17 protein-coding genes are annotated in these 16,483 nt (G+C 73.5%); 8 read left to right on the top strand and 9 right to left on the bottom strand.

The genetic code is table 11. From position 1 onward, the window contains the following. Positions 1-41 precede the first annotated feature (41 nt). Positions 42-386 carry a PadR family transcriptional regulator gene (locus tag ABT095_RS09515; RefSeq protein WP_350528753.1) on the top strand — a complete coding sequence of 115 codons (345 nt, stop codon included), beginning with the start codon at positions 42-44 and terminating at the stop codon, positions 384-386. Continuing rightward, positions 383-1,339, top strand: a complete 957-nt coding sequence (locus ABT095_RS09520; protein ID WP_350528754.1) for a hypothetical protein — start codon at positions 383-385, stop codon at positions 1,337-1,339. The genes ABT095_RS09515 and ABT095_RS09520 overlap by 4 nt, the downstream gene beginning before the upstream one ends. A 118-nt stretch (positions 1,340-1,457) precedes the next feature. Here the strand turns inward: ABT095_RS09520 and ABT095_RS09525 are convergent, their stop codons facing one another. After that, positions 1,458-2,765, bottom strand: coding sequence for an MFS transporter (locus tag ABT095_RS09525; RefSeq protein WP_350528755.1), 1,308 nt, complete (start codon positions 2,763-2,765; stop codon positions 1,458-1,460). A gap of 149 nt (positions 2,766-2,914) precedes the next feature. Here ABT095_RS09525 and ABT095_RS09530 point away from each other — a divergent pair, with 149 nt between their 5' ends. The 3 genes from ABT095_RS09530 (at position 2,915) to ABT095_RS09540 (ending at position 5,345) form a co-directional block, all read left to right on the top strand. Next, positions 2,915-3,487: a MarR family winged helix-turn-helix transcriptional regulator gene (locus ABT095_RS09530; RefSeq protein ID WP_350528756.1), complete on the top strand. Its 573-nt coding sequence runs from the start codon at positions 2,915-2,917 to the stop codon at positions 3,485-3,487. A gap of 93 nt (positions 3,488-3,580) precedes the next feature. Beyond that, positions 3,581-4,120, top strand: a complete 540-nt coding sequence (locus ABT095_RS09535; RefSeq protein ID WP_350528757.1) for a SigE family RNA polymerase sigma factor — start codon at positions 3,581-3,583, stop codon at positions 4,118-4,120. Positions 4,121-4,175: 55 nt separating this feature from the next. Further along, on the top strand, positions 4,176-5,345 hold the full coding sequence (locus ABT095_RS09540; protein WP_350528758.1) for an LCP family protein: 1,170 nt from the start codon (positions 4,176-4,178) through the stop codon (positions 5,343-5,345). A gap of 31 nt (positions 5,346-5,376) precedes the next feature. Here ABT095_RS09540 and ABT095_RS09545 read toward each other — a convergent pair whose 3' ends face one another. The 8 genes from ABT095_RS09545 to ABT095_RS09580 all read right to left on the bottom strand — a co-directional run bounded on the left by ABT095_RS09545 (position 5,377) and on the right by ABT095_RS09580 (position 14,007). Beyond that, a complete protein-coding gene (locus ABT095_RS09545) occupies positions 5,377-5,970 on the bottom strand; it encodes a DUF4328 domain-containing protein (RefSeq protein ID WP_350528759.1) in 594 nt (197 codons plus the stop codon). A gap of 148 nt (positions 5,971-6,118) precedes the next feature. Continuing rightward, positions 6,119-7,939 (bottom strand): glycosyl hydrolase family 18 protein, encoded by a 1,821-nt coding sequence (locus tag ABT095_RS09550; protein WP_350528760.1) that lies wholly within the window; start codon positions 7,937-7,939, stop codon positions 6,119-6,121. Positions 7,940-8,308: 369 nt separating this feature from the next. Then, positions 8,309-8,893: a Uma2 family endonuclease gene (locus tag ABT095_RS09555; protein ID WP_350528761.1), complete on the bottom strand. Its 585-nt coding sequence runs from the start codon at positions 8,891-8,893 to the stop codon at positions 8,309-8,311. 109 nt (positions 8,894-9,002) lie between these two features. Beyond that, positions 9,003-9,572 (bottom strand): hypothetical protein, encoded by a 570-nt coding sequence (locus ABT095_RS09560; RefSeq protein ID WP_350528762.1) that lies wholly within the window; start codon positions 9,570-9,572, stop codon positions 9,003-9,005. 32 nt (positions 9,573-9,604) lie between these two features. Continuing rightward, positions 9,605-10,168: a DoxX family protein gene (locus ABT095_RS09565; protein WP_350528763.1), complete on the bottom strand. Its 564-nt coding sequence runs from the start codon at positions 10,166-10,168 to the stop codon at positions 9,605-9,607. Between the two features lie 292 nt (positions 10,169-10,460). Further along, positions 10,461-11,159 carry a bifunctional 4-hydroxy-2-oxoglutarate aldolase/2-dehydro-3-deoxy-phosphogluconate aldolase gene (locus ABT095_RS09570; RefSeq protein ID WP_350528764.1) on the bottom strand — a complete coding sequence of 233 codons (699 nt, stop codon included), beginning with the start codon at positions 11,157-11,159 and terminating at the stop codon, positions 10,461-10,463. After that, a complete protein-coding gene (locus tag ABT095_RS09575) occupies positions 11,156-12,742 on the bottom strand; it encodes an N-acyl-D-amino-acid deacylase family protein (RefSeq protein WP_350528765.1) in 1,587 nt (528 codons plus the stop codon). Before ABT095_RS09575 ends, ABT095_RS09570 begins: the two co-directional genes overlap by 4 nt. Beyond that, a complete protein-coding gene (locus ABT095_RS09580) occupies positions 12,742-14,007 on the bottom strand; it encodes an alanine racemase (RefSeq protein ID WP_350528766.1) in 1,266 nt (421 codons plus the stop codon). Before ABT095_RS09580 ends, ABT095_RS09575 begins: the two co-directional genes overlap by 1 nt. A gap of 134 nt (positions 14,008-14,141) precedes the next feature. Here ABT095_RS09580 and ABT095_RS09585 point away from each other — a divergent pair, with 134 nt between their 5' ends. From ABT095_RS09585 to ABT095_RS09595, 3 genes are read left to right on the top strand one after another with little or no spacing between them, the layout of a single operon-like run. Beyond that, a complete protein-coding gene (locus tag ABT095_RS09585) occupies positions 14,142-15,317 on the top strand; it encodes a sugar kinase (RefSeq protein WP_350528767.1) in 1,176 nt (391 codons plus the stop codon). After that, positions 15,314-16,069, top strand: a complete 756-nt coding sequence (locus tag ABT095_RS09590) for an IclR family transcriptional regulator (RefSeq protein ID WP_350528768.1) — start codon at positions 15,314-15,316, stop codon at positions 16,067-16,069. Before ABT095_RS09585 ends, ABT095_RS09590 begins: the two co-directional genes overlap by 4 nt. Before the next feature lie 9 nt (positions 16,070-16,078). Further along, positions 16,079-16,477 carry a RidA family protein gene (locus ABT095_RS09595; RefSeq protein ID WP_350528769.1) on the top strand — a complete coding sequence of 133 codons (399 nt, stop codon included), beginning with the start codon at positions 16,079-16,081 and terminating at the stop codon, positions 16,475-16,477. Positions 16,478-16,483: the final 6 nt, after the last annotated feature.

The raw sequence follows: 16,483 nt of genomic DNA on the forward strand, positions 1-16,483 counted from the left end.
CACCTGGACTGCATATGTCGCCTGACGGTATATCTAGATCCATGACAGAACGTCCGATGCAGGAGCCCACCCTGCTCCTGCTCACCGCCCTGGCCGATGCGCCACGCCACGGCTACGCCCTCCTCCAGGAGGTCGCCACGATCTCCGGCGGCCGGGTCAAGATGCGGACCGGCACCCTGTACGGAGCCCTCGACCGGCTCCTCGGCCAGGGGCTGATCCACGTGGTCGGCGAGGAGATCGTCGACGGCCGGGCCCGCCGCACCTACGCACTCACCCACTCCGGCCGGGAAATCCTCACCGCTGAGGCGGAGCGGCTGCGCACCGTCGCGGCCGAGGCCGAACGCCGACTGTCCATGCCGAGGCTCAGGGGGGCCTACTCCACATGAGTGACAACGTGTTAAGGATCGCCCTGCGGCTCCACCCGGCCGGCTACCGACGGGAGATGGCCGCCGAACTGGCCACGGTCTTCGCCGACTCCACCGCCGGAGCCGGCCGCTGGGCCACCGGCCGCGAACTGCTCGACCTCGCCGCCCACGGGCTGCGCCTGCGCCTCGGGCTCGGCTCGGCCGGCGCGCTCGGGCGGGCCGCGGGCCTGGCCGCGCCGTTCGCGGCGGGGACGGTGGCGGCCGGGGTGGCGTACACGCTGTCGTGGTCACTGTGGAGCCGGGACGCCAACGGGTACCACCTGGCCCACTCGCTGTCCTTCGGAGGGACGGACCAGTACGGCGCGATCGTCAGCGTGCTCGCCGTGCTGTCGGCCCTCTTCGGCCGGTGGACGGCCGCCCGGCTGCTCGCGCCGGTCAGCGTGCTCGTCGCGCTCTGGACCTTCGTGTCCGACGAGACGGCCTACCCGCCGCTGCACCTGACCGCCTACACCGCCACCAACTTCGGCCCCCGCCTGCTCTGGCTGCTGATCCTGCTCGCCGCCCCGCGCGACCTGCTCGGGCCGCGCTCCTGGCGCGGTGCGCTCCAGGTCGGCGCCGGCCTGGTGGTCGGGAGCGTGCTGTTCTCGGAGACGAGCGGCTTCTGGCCGGTGGACTTCGTCCGCCCCGTCCTCGAGGGCCCGGGCTTCGCCCTGGTGCTCTTCACGGCGGAGCTGACGCTGCTCCTGCTGGCCCGGTCCGCCCTGCAGCGTGGGCAGTACGGCCCGGCGGGCGCCGCACTGGCGGGGGCACCCGTCCTGCTGCTGGTGCTCGTCCTGGCCGCCGGCCAGCTGTGGAAGGACTTCCTGCCGACCGTCCTGGTCATGCTCGGCGTGGTCGCCGCCGCCCTGCTGGCGGCGCGCCGGCTGAGTCCGACGGTCGGCACCGGCGGGCAGCGCCCGCCGACGGCGGGCTGAGGCCCGCCACCCGTGACGGGTCGGTGCTCCGGACGGCGGGTCCGGGGCACCGGCCACACACGTGCGGCCGGCTCCCTCCCACGGGGGTGGGGGGAGCCGGCCGCACGTCCGTGATCCGTCAGGCCGCGATCTGCAGCGCCCGGGCCGGGGCCGCCACGGAGACGGCCGGGGCCTGCGCGTTGTCCTGCGCCGGGGTCAGGTAGCGGCGCAGGCGCAGGGCCAGCGCGACGACGCCCAGCGTGCAGAGCGCCATGACCGCCAGGTAGAGCGGCCAGGTGCCGGAGCCGACCAGCAGCACGCCGACGGCCGGGCCGACCGCGACGGCGATCTGCTTCACCATCGCGTAGCCGGAGTTGTAGGTGCCGAGCAGCCGGGCCGGGGCCAGCTCCGCGACGATCGGGCCCATGGTGGGCGCGAGCAGCGACTCGCCGACGCCGAACAGCGCGTAGACCGCGACGATCGCCACGGTGGCGACCATCGCCTCGCCCCGGACCAGGCCGGCGACCAACGCGGTGGCCCAGGCGCCCAGCCAGACCACACCGGCGGCGGCCATCGCCGTGGTGCGGCGGCGCTTCTCGGTGAGCCGGACGACGAACATCTGCAGGGCCACGATGGTCAGTCCGTTGACCCCGATCGCCAGGCCGAGCACGGCGGGCGCGGTGCCCACGGTGTCGGTGGCGAAGGCGGCGACGCCGGACTCGAACTGGCCGTAGCAGGTGAAGAAGATCAGCCCGGCGAGCAGGCACAGGCGCAGCATCGCCTTGTCGGCGACCAGCGCGCGCAGCCCGTTCGGGCCCTTGCCCTGCTCCGGCACCAGCACGGGGGCGGCGGCCGGGATCCGGGCGCTGCCGGTGACGGCGGCCAGGCCCAGGAAGGTGAGCGCCTCGATGGTGAACAGCCGCGTCATGCTGGCGGCGTCGGCCGCGTGCACGATCTGGCCGCCGACCAGCGCGCCGATGCTCATGCCCAGGTTGACCAGGGTGAACTGCAGCGCGAAGGCCCGCGAGCGGGTCGCCCTGGTGGAGCAGCGGACGATCATCGTGGCCAGCGCGGGCTGGCAGGTGGTGACACCGCCGCCGAACAGGAAGGCGGAGACCAGCAGCGCCGGGGTGCTGGTGGCGTGACCGAAGGCGAACGCCCCGGTGGCGGCCAGGCCGGCGCCCGCCAGCAGCACCGGGCGAGGACCGTACCGGTCGATCCCGCGGCCGGTGAAGGGGAGCACGGCCAGCGCCGCGAGCGCGAAGACGGTGAACACCATCCCGGCCGCGAGCGAGCCCAGGCCCCGCACCTGGTCCACGTAGACGAACATGTACGGCATCGTGAATCCGCTGCCGAAGGCGCTGAGCGCATTGCCGATCTGGACGCGGCGCAGCGGGCCGCCCGCCCCATGACGCCGCTGCCTCTGCTGCTTCACCGTGCCGGTCACCGTGCACACCCTTTCGAGTCGATCTTTCTCTGGATACTCTTAAGCCCAGAAGATTTCAGAGCTAAAGTCTTAGCTCATGAAGATTAAGGCTTCGTAGCTTCAGGAGTCAAAGGCTTAACTGCTGCACTCCTCCGTGGGACACTGGGGCCATGAGCGCACCCAGACCTGCCCCGACCGACGGGCCCGCCTCCTCCGGCGAGCTCGGCATCGCCGAGCAGGTGGCCGTCTACCAGCGGGAATTCCCCGATGTCGACCCCCAGGTGGAGACGATCGTCTCCACCCTGTCCCGGGTCGCCCGGCGGATGAGCGTGGCCTACGGGCGGCAGCTGACTGTGCTGGGGATCACCCCCGCCGAGTGGGAGGTGCTCAAGGCCCTGGTGGTCGCGGGCAGCCCGTATCAGCTCGGCCCCGGCGAGCTGGCCAAGCGGCTCGGCCTCACCCCGGCCGCGATGACGCACCGGATCGACCGGATGGTGGCCGAGGGCCTGGTCACCCGGGAGCGGGACGAGGCCAACCGGGTCCGCGTGATCATCGAGCTCACCGAGACCGGTCGCGACAAGTGGCTGGAGTCCATGCGGATGGCCGCCGTCTTCGAGGAGGAGCTCCTCCAGGACGTCACCCCCGAGGACCGCCCCGGCCTGTCCACCGTGCTCGGCCGGATGCTCCGCCGGATCGAGCAGTCCCAGCCCGACGCCCTCGGCCGTACCGACGACCTGGACTGAGGCCCCCGCCCGACCCGCCGGGAGATTGTTTGAAACATCCCGCCACCCCCAGGCCGTCATAGGGCGGACAACACAAGGGGATGGGAGACAGCAGTGGGCGCAGCTCGACGGCGGGCCGCCTTCGAGGAGGAGTTCGCCGCCTTCGCGGCGGCCCGCTCGGGGCAGCTCTACCGGTCGGCGTTCTTCCTGACCGGGGGTGACGCCCATCTGGCCGAGGACTTGGTGCAGGACACCCTGAGCCGGATGTACACCCAATGGCACCGGCTGCACCGGCCCGGCTGGGCCGGCGGGATCGAGAACGCGGCGGGGTACGCGCAGACCGTCCTGGTCCGCGCCTTCCTGACCCACTGGCGCCGGCGCAGCAGCAGCGAGCTGCCCAGCCAGGTGCTGCCCGAACCGCCCGCGCGCGAGCGGGACCAGGACCTTCGGCTCGTCCTGGTCAACGCGCTGGCGGGGCTGCCCCCGCGCGACCGGGCGGTGGTGGTGCTCCGCTACTGGGAGGACCGCAGCATCGAGGAGACCGCGGCCATCGTCAAGGACAGTTCGGCGGCGGTCCGCAGCAGGTGCACCCGGGCGCTGGCCCGACTGCGGGCCCAACTCGGCTCCGAACTGGCGGAGTTGGTGGCGCCATGAGCGGACCGGGCAATTCGGTGACCTGGGGCGGGACTGCGGCGAGCGGAGTGGTGAAGTGACGGGCGGGGACGAGGAGTTCGAGACTCGGCTGAGTGCGGCGTTCGGGCAGGCGGCCGTCGGCCTGGGGCCGGCCGAGCCGGTCGTTCTGCTGGACGGCGCCATGGCGGCCGGGCGGCGGCGCAAGCGGGGGCGGCGGACGGTGCTGCTGGCCGGCGCGATGACGCTGGCCGTCGCGGCGGGGGCGAGCGCGCTGACCCTCCCCTCCGGCCTGCCGGGGCGGACCTCGGGGGCCCTGGCCGCCGCCTCGGCCAGCGCGCCGCCGCCGCTCGACCACGGGGTGACCGTCCTGCTGGTCGGGCTGGACTCGACCACCGACGCCCAGGGTCGCCCCGCACCGGCCGACCTGCGCAGCGGGGAGCTGCACATCTCCAACGACGACGTGGACACGGCGGACACCCTGATCCTGCTGCACATCCCGCCCGGCGGCGGCTCGGCACGCCAACTCTCCGTCCCCCGGGACGTGCTGGTCGACACGGGTGACGGCGGGCAGGTGACCGTCAACAAGGTGTACACCCGGGCCGAGGCTGTCGAGACGACGCGGCTGCGGGGCCTGGGCGTCACCGGACCGGACCTGCGCTGGCGGGCGCGGGAGGCCGGTCGGACGGCGCTGATCCGGTCGGTGCAGCAGCTGGCCGGGGTGCCGGTGGACCACTTCGCGGAGATCTCGATGACCGGGTTCTACCGGGTGGCGCAGGCGGTCGGCCCGGTGCCGGTCTGCCTGAACCACGCGGTGGACGACCACATGAGCGGCGCCCGGCTGCCGGCCGGCCGGTCGCAGCTCGGGCCCGCCCAGGCGCTGGCCTTCGTACGGCAGCGGCACGGGATCGTCGGCGACGGCTCGGACCTGCAACGGACCTACCGGGCCCAGGCCTTCCTCGCCGGAGTGCTGCAGAAGCTGCGCAGCGGCGGGGTGCTGGCGGACCCGGCCAGGCTGAGCACGCTGTACGACGCGCTGAAGGACGACCTGGTGGTCGACCAGGGCTGGAACCCGGCCGACTTCGTCCGCCAGGTACCCGCGTTCGCACAGGGCCGGTCGACCGCCTCCACCCTCCCGATCCGGTGGCAGGGCGAGGCGGCAGCGGCGAAGCAGGGCGAGGCGAAGGACATCCTCACCGCCGAGCCGACCACAGCCCCGGCCGGCGGCGAAGTCCCCTGCGTCGACTGAGCGTCACACACCGACGGACGCGGCGGCCTGCTCAGGCCGTCGCGCCCAGCGGCTCCGCCGTGGGCAGCGGCGGGGTCATGGCACGCTGGCGGGCCGTCAGCGCACGGACGAGCACCAGGTCCAGACCGGTCTGCACCGACAGCGCCACCAGGTCGAAGGCCGAGTAGCCCAGCGCACCGGCGCCCGAGGCGGACTCGACGAGGATGCCGACCAGCCGGACCAGCAGGCAGACCGTGAAGGCGTTCACCAGCCACTCCCCCGCCGGGGCGCCGCTGGAACGCCACAGGTCCGAGAGCGCCCGCCGGAGCACCCAGAAGCCCGGAACCGCGAACAGCCAGGCGGCGAGCGCCCCGCCCACCGAGTACTTGTGCGCCCCCGGCGCCAGCACCTCGCCGTTGGAGCGGCAGCGCCAGAACCACCGGGCCGACACCACGACGTCGGCGATCACCAGCGGCCCGACCGCCAGGGCGAGCAGTGGGAACACCGCGCTCCTGGGGCCACCGGTCACCGCCACCACGAGCACCGCCACCAGCCGCAGCACCATCAGCACCTGCGCGGCCACCGCCACGGCCTGCGGATCCACCAGCCGTCTGACCGGCCCCTGAGCCACTGCGCCGTCCGTCATCGTTCCCCCTCGACCGCCCGCGGTGCCGTTCACCTGCGGGATCGCCACACTGTAGGGCATCCGGGGGAAGGCCTCGGCCCCGGGCGAGGGCTCTCGTCCGGGGCCGAAGGTGCGTCAGGCGGGTCCGTCGGACCCTGGGGTCAGGAGGTCAGCAGGGGCCGTTGTCGGCCCAGACGCCCCACTGGCCGCTGGCGGTCGGGTCCTCGTTCGTGGTCCACCACTTGTTGGTGTAGTAGTGGCCCTTCCAGGAGACCTTGGTGCCGGCCGTGGCGTAGACCGCGGTGGCGCTCCAGCTCGGCGCCGTGCAGGTGCCGGTCGAGGAGGAGGGGCTGCTGGAGGGGGAGGTCGACGGGCTGCTCGAGGGCGAGCTGGAGGGGCTGCTCGACGGGGAGGAACTCGGCGAGGAGGTCGGGCTGTTCGACGGGCTCGGGGAGGAGGACTGCGTCGGGGCCGGGCAGCTCGCGGCGGAGCCGTCGGTGGCGCTGGCCATCTTGTCGAAGAGCGCGGTCTGGGTGCCCAGGTCGTAGAGCGAGAAGGCGAAGGAGCCGCCGAGGCCGTTGCAGTGCGCGTAGTCCAGCTTGGCCTGGATCGACTGGGCGTTCTCACCCGTCCAGAAGGTGGTGCCGTCGTAGAAGTACGCGGCCTTCGCGGTGTCGTCCCAGTAGGTGTCGGCCGCGTTGTCGACGAAGCCGTTCAGCTCCTTGTACATCCGGATGCCGTTGACGTTGCCGGACATCGCCGCGCCGGTGGCCGGGCCCGTCGCGCTCTGGAAGAGCCCGTGGTTGGCGCCGGCGGGCACGCCCGTCCAGCCGCGGTAGTAGAACGGCACGCCGATGTTGATCTTCTTGGCGGGGAAGCCGCCCGCGATGCCGTACTGCGGGTCGCCGACCGTCCAGGCCTTGATGGCGTTGTCGATCGAGTACTTGCCGTTGCCCGGCTTGACCGGCGTCATCGGGTCGTTCGGGCCCGAGTAGAGCGGCGCCTGGTGGTTGGTCGGGCCGGTCGCGTCCCACGCGCCGTGCATGTCGTAGGTCATGACGTCCAGGAACGTGAGGTACTGGCCGAGCTTGTCGGTCTCCACGTTCTGGATCTTGTCCTGGCCCGCGCCGACCGCCGCCGAGAGGGCGTAGGTCTTGCCGTCCGCCTTGCCCTGGGCGTCGAGCTGCGAGCGCAGCTCGGCCATCAGCAGCGTGTAGTTCTGCTTGTCGGCCGCCGAGGAGTGGTTGCCGGTGTGGCCGCCGCCGCCCGGGTACTCCCAGTCGATGTCGAAGCCGTCGAAGATGCCGGCCGCCGAGCCCGGGCCGCCGAAGCCGGCGTCCACCGGGAGGTTGCCCTTGATGAACATGTCGATGCAGGAGGAGGCGAAGGCCTTGCGGTTGGCGTCCGAGGAGGCGACGTCCGAGAAGTACTTGGAGTAGGTCCAACCACCGATGGACATCAGGATCTTGAGCTTCGGGTTCTTCGCCTTCAGCTTCTTCAGCTGGTTGAAGTTGCCCGTGATCGGCTGGTTCCAGGTGTCGGCGACGCCGTCCACGCTGATGTCCGAGCCGAAGGACTTCTGGTAGTCCGCGAAGGCGTCCGCCGCGCCGTCACCGGCGTTGGGGTCGTCCTCGTTCTGGGAGGCGGCCTTGGTGGCCTCGAAACACTTCAGCGAAGTCGGGTTGATGTTCGCGAAGTCATAAATGAGGTAGTCGAGTTTGCCCGCGACCCCGGTGTCCTGGATGGTCTTGGGGTAGTACGCGTTGCCGTACACCGACCACTGGTCGAAGTAGGCGACCTTGATGCCGCCGCTGGTCGCGGGGGCACCGGTGGAGTTGGTGGCGGCGGCCTGGGCGGTGGCACCGGCCGAGAGCGACAGGCCGACGCCGAGCAGCAGGCTGGCGGCGGTGCCGGCCGCGAGCGCGACCAGGCTCTTCGGGCGGCGCCGCGCGGGCACGGCGGCCCGGGGCGTGGGGACGGCACGATTCATGGGTGCATGACTCCTGGTTGTGGGGGGACTGCCGTACCTCGTCGGGGCGGGACACACGGGGTGGGGCCGTATGGCCAGGGGCATGACAGCTGGGAATCGAGCATGGACCGGTCTGACGGATGCGAACTGACAGTCGTGAGCAGGGCCGAACCGGCGCCGGAGGTCTGGACCACCGGCGCCGGCCCAGGGGCTCCCTGCACCTGGCACAAAAATGGACTAGACCAACTCCCGCGTCAAGAGCCCGGATTGCCCCTTGAGGCCCCGTTAAGGTTCGGCCCGGCTCCACCGGGAGCGGCCCCGACCAGCAGAACACCGGCCCGCCGAGAGGGCGGGCCGGTGCGGCGGACGATCAGATCGAGTCCGGATGACTCAGAGGCGGTCGATCTCCGTCAGATCGATGGCCACGGGGAACGGCTCGGCTGCCCTGAGCTCACCGCGGAATTCGCCCTTGGCGACATACTCGCCCGCCTCGGGGTCCAACTCGTAGACGTACACCACCGGGTGCAGCCCCACCTCACTCTGCTCCACCCGCCAGAAGTACGGGACTCCGGCTCGGGCGTACTTGCGCGGCTTGAGCTCGCGGTCGCGCTCGACCGAATCCGGCGATACGACCTCGACAGCCAGCAGGACGTCGCTGGGCCGGTAGCTGGTCTCGTCCCCGTTCCCTCTGTTGACCGCCTCGGCCCGGATCACCGAGACATCCGGCTCGGGACGGTCCCGCTTGCTCAGCACCACGCTCATCTCCCGCACCACCCGGAGGTGCTGCGGGCAGTGGATCCGGAGGCCTTGGATCAGGAGATCGATCGCCACCGAGTGGAAGTACCTCTGTGGACTCATGAAGACCAGACTCCCGTCGAGCAGCTCCGTGTGCGGCGGGAGGCCGGGCATGTTGTCGAGATCGTCGGCGGTGAATCCGCCGACCGGCGGGATGAGCCAGTCTGGAACGGCCGTCATCGTTGCTCCCCTGGGCGCGATTTTCGCCGACAGTGCCAGCCTACCCAGCTTGAGCGTCCGGATTTCAGCTGTTCGAGTGACATTCCGTAACGCACACTGACCTCGGCGCTCAGTACCGCACCGCTGCGCCGACGGCGGCCGTCACTGTGCCGCTGAGGGTGCGGTTGCTCTTGGCGCTCGCCTGGGCGGTGGCACCGGCCGCGACCTCGGGGACCTGCACCACCACGGCGTCCGCGACCTGGCCGGAGTCGTCCTTGAAGGTCACCTCGACGCTGTAGCGGTAGGGCTTGCCCCCGCTGTTGGTGACGGTCACGGGCACGTCCTGGCGGCCGTCCGAACCGGCGACGACGTTACCGAGCGTCACGTCCGACTTGGCGTCCACCCCGCCCTTGACCCCGGCGATCGCCGAGGCCGCCGCCGACTGCGCCGAGGCGGCGGCCGACTCCGCCCCGCCCGCGAGGGACTCCACCGAGGAGGCGAGGGCGCTCGCGGCCGACTGGGCGGAGGAGGCCAGCCCGCCCGCGGCCGAGGCGGCGGCGGAGGCCGCGGACTGCGCGGCGGCGGCAGCCGAGGAGGCGGCCGAGCTCGCCTTGTCGGTGGAGCTGGAGGAGCAGCTGGTCAGCAGCAGGGCGGCGGCTCCGGCGAGGGAGGCGGCGGCGAGAGCGGTACGGCGGTGCATGGGAGCTCCGTAGGTGTTGGTCGGCCCGGGGGTCAGGAGGTGCCGGCGCCGGCCTGGAGGTCGGCCTGGTCGGCGGCCTGGGCCTCGCGGCGGCGGACGACCTCCTGGCGGCGGGTGACCACGCTGGCCGCCCCGAGGGCGCTGGCGCCGAAGGCGAGCAGGCCGACCCAGGAGCGGTCGAGGAGGTGGCCGGTGAAGTGGTCGAGCGAGTAGCGGCCGGAGCCGGAGACCGCGAGGGCGACGCCGCAGGCGCCGAGGAAGGCCGGGTACTCGAAGCCGCCGCCGGTGGCGAAGAAGCCGCCCGGCGCGTGCACCGAGATCGCCCCCGCCATGGTGCCCGCGACGATCGCCCCGGCAGCCGGGGTGGCCAGTCCGGCGATCAGCAGGGCTCCGCCGCCCGCCTCGCCGAGGCCCGCCGCCAGCGCGCTCTCCCGGCCGGGGACGAAGCCCATGTGCTCCATCGCCTGGGCGGTGCCCTCGAGACCGCCCCCGCCGAACCAGCCGAACAGCTTCTGCGTCCCGTGCGCCACGAGCACACCGCCCACGGCGGCCCGCAGCGCCAGCAGACCCAGGTCCTTGCGGTTGAGACAGGTCATGATCGCACCCTCGCGTCCTCGCCCCGACTGGTGACGGCCCGTCGGCGACGGTCCTGCGCCCATCCCAACCCAGGCGGCCGCACCCCGCCATCTGAGCGAACCCATCCGCGCGACCCCCCAGCGGCGCGGGCTGGGCCGGTCCGGGCCGGGGGTGCCGCCCAACCGGACCAAGGAGACCGATGCCGTCACCAGGGCGATCGCGGTGGGCTCCGACGGCACGCAGCTGATTCTCGGGCAGTGAGCTCCCCGGTAGCACGCTGAGCCGGGCCGCAGTCCTCAAGTCCGGCCCGGCTCAGCCGATCGCCGCCGTGAACTCCGCCGCCCGCCGGGTGATCTCCGGCCAGTCCCCGGCCGCCACCAGGGCCGGGGCGACCACCTCGCTGCCCGCGCAGACGGCGAGGGCGCCGGCGGCGAGGAAGTCCGGGGCGTTGGCCGCGTTGACGCCGCCGGAGGCGACCAGGGGGATGTCGGGGTAAGGGCCGCGGAGGTCGCGGAGGTAGCCGGGGCCGAAGGCGCGGGCCGGAAAGATCTTGACGGCCGCCGCGCCGAGGTCCACGGCCTGGGCCACCTCGGTCGGAGTGAGGGCGCCGAGCACCACCGGCACCGGCACCGCCGCCACCTCGGCCCGGACCCCGGGGGTGACCAGGTACTCCGCACCGGCCGCCACCGCCTCGGCGGCCTGCCGGCCGGTGAGCACGGTGCCCACCCCGATCCGGCAGCCGGTCCGCGCGCCGACCGCCCGCCGCAGGTGGCCGAGCACGCCCGGAGTGGTGAAGGTGAACTCGACCCAGCGGATGCCGCCCGCCGCCAGCGCCGCGCAGAGCGCCGCCGGATCGGGTACGAAGGGCGCCCGCACCACGGCGATCACCCGGTCCGCGGCGAGGGCGGTGATCGCGTCCCGTCCGGCGGCGGCCGCGCCCCCACCGGTCTCTTCGGCCCGGCGCTGCCTGGGCAGGGGCGGTATCGAGGGTGGCTGTTCGGGGCTGGTCAACGGACGGCTCCTCGGGGCTGGCGGCGCAGGGTGCGGCCGGGGCGGGCGCCGGTGGGGCGGCCGCCGTCGATCACGGGGGTGCCCGCGACGAAGACGTACGGGATGCCCTCGGGCCGGCGGCGGGGGTCTTCGAAGGTGGCGGTGTCGCGGACGGCGCCCGGGTCGAGCAGGACGAGGTCGGCCGCGTACCCCGGGCGGATCAGGCCGCGGCGGTGCAGGCCGAGCCGGCGGGCCGGGCGGCCGGTCATCCGGGCGATGGTCTCCTCCAGCGTGAGCACCCCCAACTCGCGGCTGTAGTGGCCAAGGTAGCGGGGGAAGGTACCCCAGCCGCGCGGGTGCGGACGGGCCCCGGTGAGCAGTCCGTCGCTGCCGACGGTGTGGGCCGGGTGCCGCATGATCGCCCGTACGTTCGCCTCGTGGCCGACGTGCTGCAGGATCGTGGTGGCCAGCTCGTCGGCCAGCAGCAGGTCGAGGAAGGCCGTGGTGCCGCGGACACCCCGCCGCGAGGCCAACTCGGCTACGGTGAGGCCGACTTCGGCCGTCCTACTGCCGGAGAGCTGGACGGTGGACCAGTCGGTGACCACGCCGTGGCAGCCGTCACTGCCGGTCTCCTCCACCGCGACCCGGATCAGCTCCCGGGCGGCCGGGTCGCGCAGCCGGGCCAGCGTCCCGGCCGGCCCGCCCGCCGTGGCCCAGGAGGGCAGCAGGGCGGCCAGGGTGGTGGAGCCGGGCAGGTAGGGGTAGCTGTCGAGGGTGAGGTCGACCCCGTCGGCGCGGGCGGCGTCGACCAGGGCCAGGAACTCGACCGCCCGGCCTTCGTTGACGCCGAAGTTCATGGTGGCGTGGGTGAGGTGGAGCGCGCAGCCGGTGCGCCGGGCCAGGTCGATCACCTCCGCGTAGGCCGCCAGCGCCCCGGCGCCGTAGCTGCGGGTGTGCGGGCAGTGGTAGGCGCCGTGGGCGGCCAGCACCCGGCAGAGCGCGGTGAGTTCGGCGCTGTCGGCGTACATGCCGGGGGTGTAGGTGAGCCCGGTGGAGAGCCCGACGGCGCCCTCGCGCAGGCCCTGGGCGAGCAGTTCGCACATCCGGGCCAGCTCGGCCGCCGTCGCCGGGCGGTCCTCCCAGCCGACCACCAGGGCGCGCAGGGTGCCGTGCGGCACCAGGTAGCAGGCGTTGGCCGCCAGGCCGGCGTCGTCCAGCCGGTCCAGGTACTCGCCGACGGTGCGCCAGCTCCAGTCGAAGCCCGCCGGATCGCCGTTCCAGCCCGCGAGTTGGCGGCGCAGCAGGGGCAGGGTGGTGTCGTCCACCGGGGCGTAGGAGAGGCCGTCCTGGCCGAGCACCTCGCAGGTGACGCCCTGGGCGGTCTTGGCCAGGTGGTCGGGCTCGGTGAGCACGGCGAGGTCGGAGTGGGCGTGCATGTCGATGAAGCCGGGGGCGAGCACCAGCCCGTCCGCCTCGACCACCCGGCGGGCGGCGCCCGAGGCCTCGGGGGTAATCACCCCGCCGGTGACGGCCGTGTCGGCGCGGTAGCGCGCGGCGCCGGTGCCGTCCACCACCCACGCGCCGCGCACCAGTAGGTCGTGCATCAGAAGAAGGTCCGCACCAGGTCGACCACGCGCGGGAGTTCGGCGTCGGCGGAGTCGAGCACCGGGAGCAGCGTCCAGCGGTCGAAGGCCGTGCAGGGGTGGGAGAGGCCGAGCCTGACCACGTCGCCGACGGCCACCTCGGCCTCGCGCAGGAAGGCGTGCTGGTCGTTCATGGCGGCCACTCGGGAATGTTGCAGCTTCCCGGCATCCAACTGGCCGCCGCCCCGGACGAGTTGGGGCTCGGGGTAGCCCAGGTCGAAGTTGAAGTCGCGCTTGCCGCCGTCCAGCAGGGCCAGGCCCGGTTCCGGCTGGGAGACCACCCGGGCCCAGCCGTGCAGAGCGGAGCGGAAAGGGACGGCGGTGGTGCGGGCCAGCGGGGAGATCGAGCGGTAGAAGCCGTCGTCGTGGGCCAGGTAGGCCCCGGAGCGGAGCACCACCTTGGTCCGGTCGGTGCCGAGCGGGGCCAGCCGCTCGGTGACGGCGTCGAAGTAGGCGCTGCCACCGGCGGTCAGCCACACCTCCGCGGTCTCGAACAGGTCTGCCTCGAGCAGCAGTTGGTGCAGTTCGGCGAGCTGGTCCAGGTAGCGGCCGACGGCGGCCAGCGAGTCGGGGGTGGCATCGTGGGCGATCGCGCCTTCGTAGCCGCTGACGCCCGCGAGGCGCAGCTCGGGGGCCGCGTGCACGGCCCGGGCCACGGCCTCGGCCTCGGCGAGGGTGCGGCAGCCCGTCCGGGCGCCGGGGGCGCCGAGCTCGACGCAGACGGCGACGGGAGCCGGGGCACCGCGCAGGGCCTCGGCCATCAGCTCGACGGAGCGCACCGAGTCGACCCAGGAGGCGAAGCGCAGCTCGGGGTCGGCGGCCAGTTCGGCGCTGAGCCAGCGCAGGCCGGCCGGGTCGAGCAGGGTGTTGGCCAGGTGGATGCGGCGCAGGCCGAAGGCGCGGGCCACGTGCAGCTGCGGGAGGTTGGCGAGGGTGATGGCCACGGCTCCGGCGTCCAGCTGACGCAGCCACAGGGCGGGGGCCATGGTGGTCTTGCCGTGCGGGGCGAGGCCGACGCCGGCCTCGGCGCACCAGGCGGCCATGGTGGCGAGGTTGTGCTCGAGGGCGCCCGCGTCGAGGGTGACCAGCGGGGTGCCCAGATCGTCCAGGGTCGGCCCGCCCGCCAGGTACTCGGCCGTACTGCGGCCCCAGGCGGCGGCCGGGGCGGCCTTGAACCGCCAGTCGAGCCGCTCCTCGGCGAGGGCCGCCACCTTCGCACGATCCATCAGCTGCACCAGGACCAGCCTCCCTAGCCGTTGCGTCATCCGCAACGGTCGTTGCACTGCTGCCACCGCTGATCTAACCTCAGGTCCAGACCAATGGTCAACGACCGCCACCGCTGCCGCCCTGGAGTCCTCAGGTGACCCCTCGCACCGCCTCCGCCGCACCTGCCGTCTGCCTCGGCGAGTCGATGGCCATGCTGATCCCCGAACCGCCCGGCCCGCTGGAGCTGGCCGAGAGCTTCCGGCACAGCTACGGCGGCGCCGAGTCCAACACCGCCTGCACGCTCGCCGCGCTCGGCGTGCCCGCCGCCTGGATCAGCCGGGTCGGCGCGGACGGCTTCGGCCGCCGCCTGGTCGAGCGGATCGCGGCGCACGGCGTGGACGTCTCCGGCGTGGTGACCGACCCGGCCCGGCCGACCGGCCTGTACGTCAAGGAGACCGGCGCCGGCGCGGACCACCCGTACGACCTCGGCGCCGGGCGCAGCCGGCTGCACTACTACCGGCGCGGCTCGGCGGCCAGTGCGATGGGCCCGGAGCTGCTGGCCGACCCGGCGGCCGAACCGCTGTTCGCCGCGGCCGGCCTGGTGCACCTGACGGGGATAACGCCCGCGCTCTCCGACAGCTGCCACCGGCTGGTCCGCACCCTGCTCGCCACCCCGGGCCGCCTGGTCAGCTTCGACCTCAACTGGCGGCCCGCGCTCTGGGCCGGGCGGGACAGACAGGCGCTGCGCTTCCTGATGAACGCGGCTGATGTGGTCCTTCTCGGCGCCGACGAGGCGCGCGAGGTGCTCGGCACGGACGAACCGGCGGCGCTGCGGAAGCTCCTCCCCCGGCCGGGCGTGCTGGTGCTCAAGGACGACGCCCGCCAGGCCACCGCGATCGCCCCGGACGGCACGCTCACCACCGAACCCGCCCTGCGGGTCGAGGTGGTGGAACCCACCGGCGCCGGGGACGCATTCGCGGCCGGCTACCTCGCGGGCACCCTGCGCGGCCTGCCCGAAGCCGCCCGGCTGCGCCTGGGCCACCTGACGGCCGCCGCCGCCCTCACCTCCCGCGGCGACCTCGGCACCCCGCCGCCGGCCGAACTGGTCGACCAGCTGCTGGAGTTGGACGCGCCAGGATGGGCCGCGACGACGGTCGGCACCGACGGCTACCACCTGGGCGGCGGAGCGGCCGCCTCCGGTGAAGGCGAGGGCGAGGGCGAGGGCGCCTCCGGCGGAGGCCACGGAGCTCCCGGCGGCCCCGCCGGAGCTCGCGTCCTCGGCGCGGCCTCCACCGGCCGCGCCCACACGCCCCCCGGCGGCGGCCGGTGAGCAGCACCACGGTGGCCCGGGCCGTCCAGCTGCTCGGCGAACTCGCCCAGGGCGAGCGGACCTTGGATCAGCTGGCCACCGCGCTCGGGGTGCACAAGTCCACCGTGCTGCGGCTGCTGCGGCCGATGGCGGACGAGCGGATCGTGCAGCACGACGCCGCGCACCGGTACCGGCTCGGGCCGCAGCTGTTCGCGCTGGCCGGCCAGGCGCTGGACCAGCGCGGCATCCGGGCGGTGGCCGCGCCGCACCTGGCCGAGCTGAACGCCGCCACCGGCCAGACCGTCCACCTGGCCGCCTACGAAGGCGGCGAGGTGGTCTACATCGACAAGTACGAGTCCCGGCAGCCGGTGCGGATGTACTCCCGGATCGGCCTGCGGGCCGCACTGCACTGCGCCGCCGTCGCCAAGGTGCTGCTCGCCGACCTCCCGCCGGCCGCCCGCGAGGAGCTGGCCCGCTCGATCGAGTACACCCCGTTCACCCCCAACACGCTCACCACCCCCGAGGCCCTGCTGGCCGAACTGGCCACCGTGGCCGCGCAGGGCTGGGCCCAGGACCACGCCGAGCACGAGTCCTTCGTCAACTGCCTGGCCGTGCCGGTCCACGACGCCACCCGCCGGGTGGTCGCCGCCGTCTCGGTCTCCGTCCCGGACGTCCTGCTCGACCACCGTCAGGTCCTCGCCCTGCTCCCCCGTCTGCAGACCACCGCCGCCGCCGTCTCCGCCGACTGCGGCTTCACCCCGAGCACCACCTAAGGAACACCGATGAAGTTCGAGATCCGCACCGACGGCGCCCCGGCCCCCGCCTGGGTCTTCTCCCAGGGCGTGCGCAAGGGCCCGATCCTCCAGGTCTCCGGCCAGGGCCCGCAGGACCCGGCGACCTCCGAGTACCTGCACCCCGGGGACGTGAAGGCGCAGACGCTGCGGACGCTGGAGAACGTGCGGGCGGTGCTCGAGGCGGGCGGCGCCACCGTCGAGGACGTGGTGATGTTCCGGGTCTACCTGACCAAGCGGGAGGACTTCGCGGCGATGAACGAGGTGTACGGCGAGTTCATCGACAAGCACCTGCGGGGCGGGGTCAAGCCCTGCCGCACCACCGTCTTCGTCGAGCTGCCGCACGAGGCGATGCTGGTCGAGATCGACGCCCAGGCCGTGATCGGCTGACACCAC

Origin of the sequence: Kitasatospora sp. NPDC002227, assembly GCF_040296285.1 — a bacterium.
Classification (GTDB): domain Bacteria; phylum Actinomycetota; class Actinomycetes; order Streptomycetales; family Streptomycetaceae; genus Kitasatospora.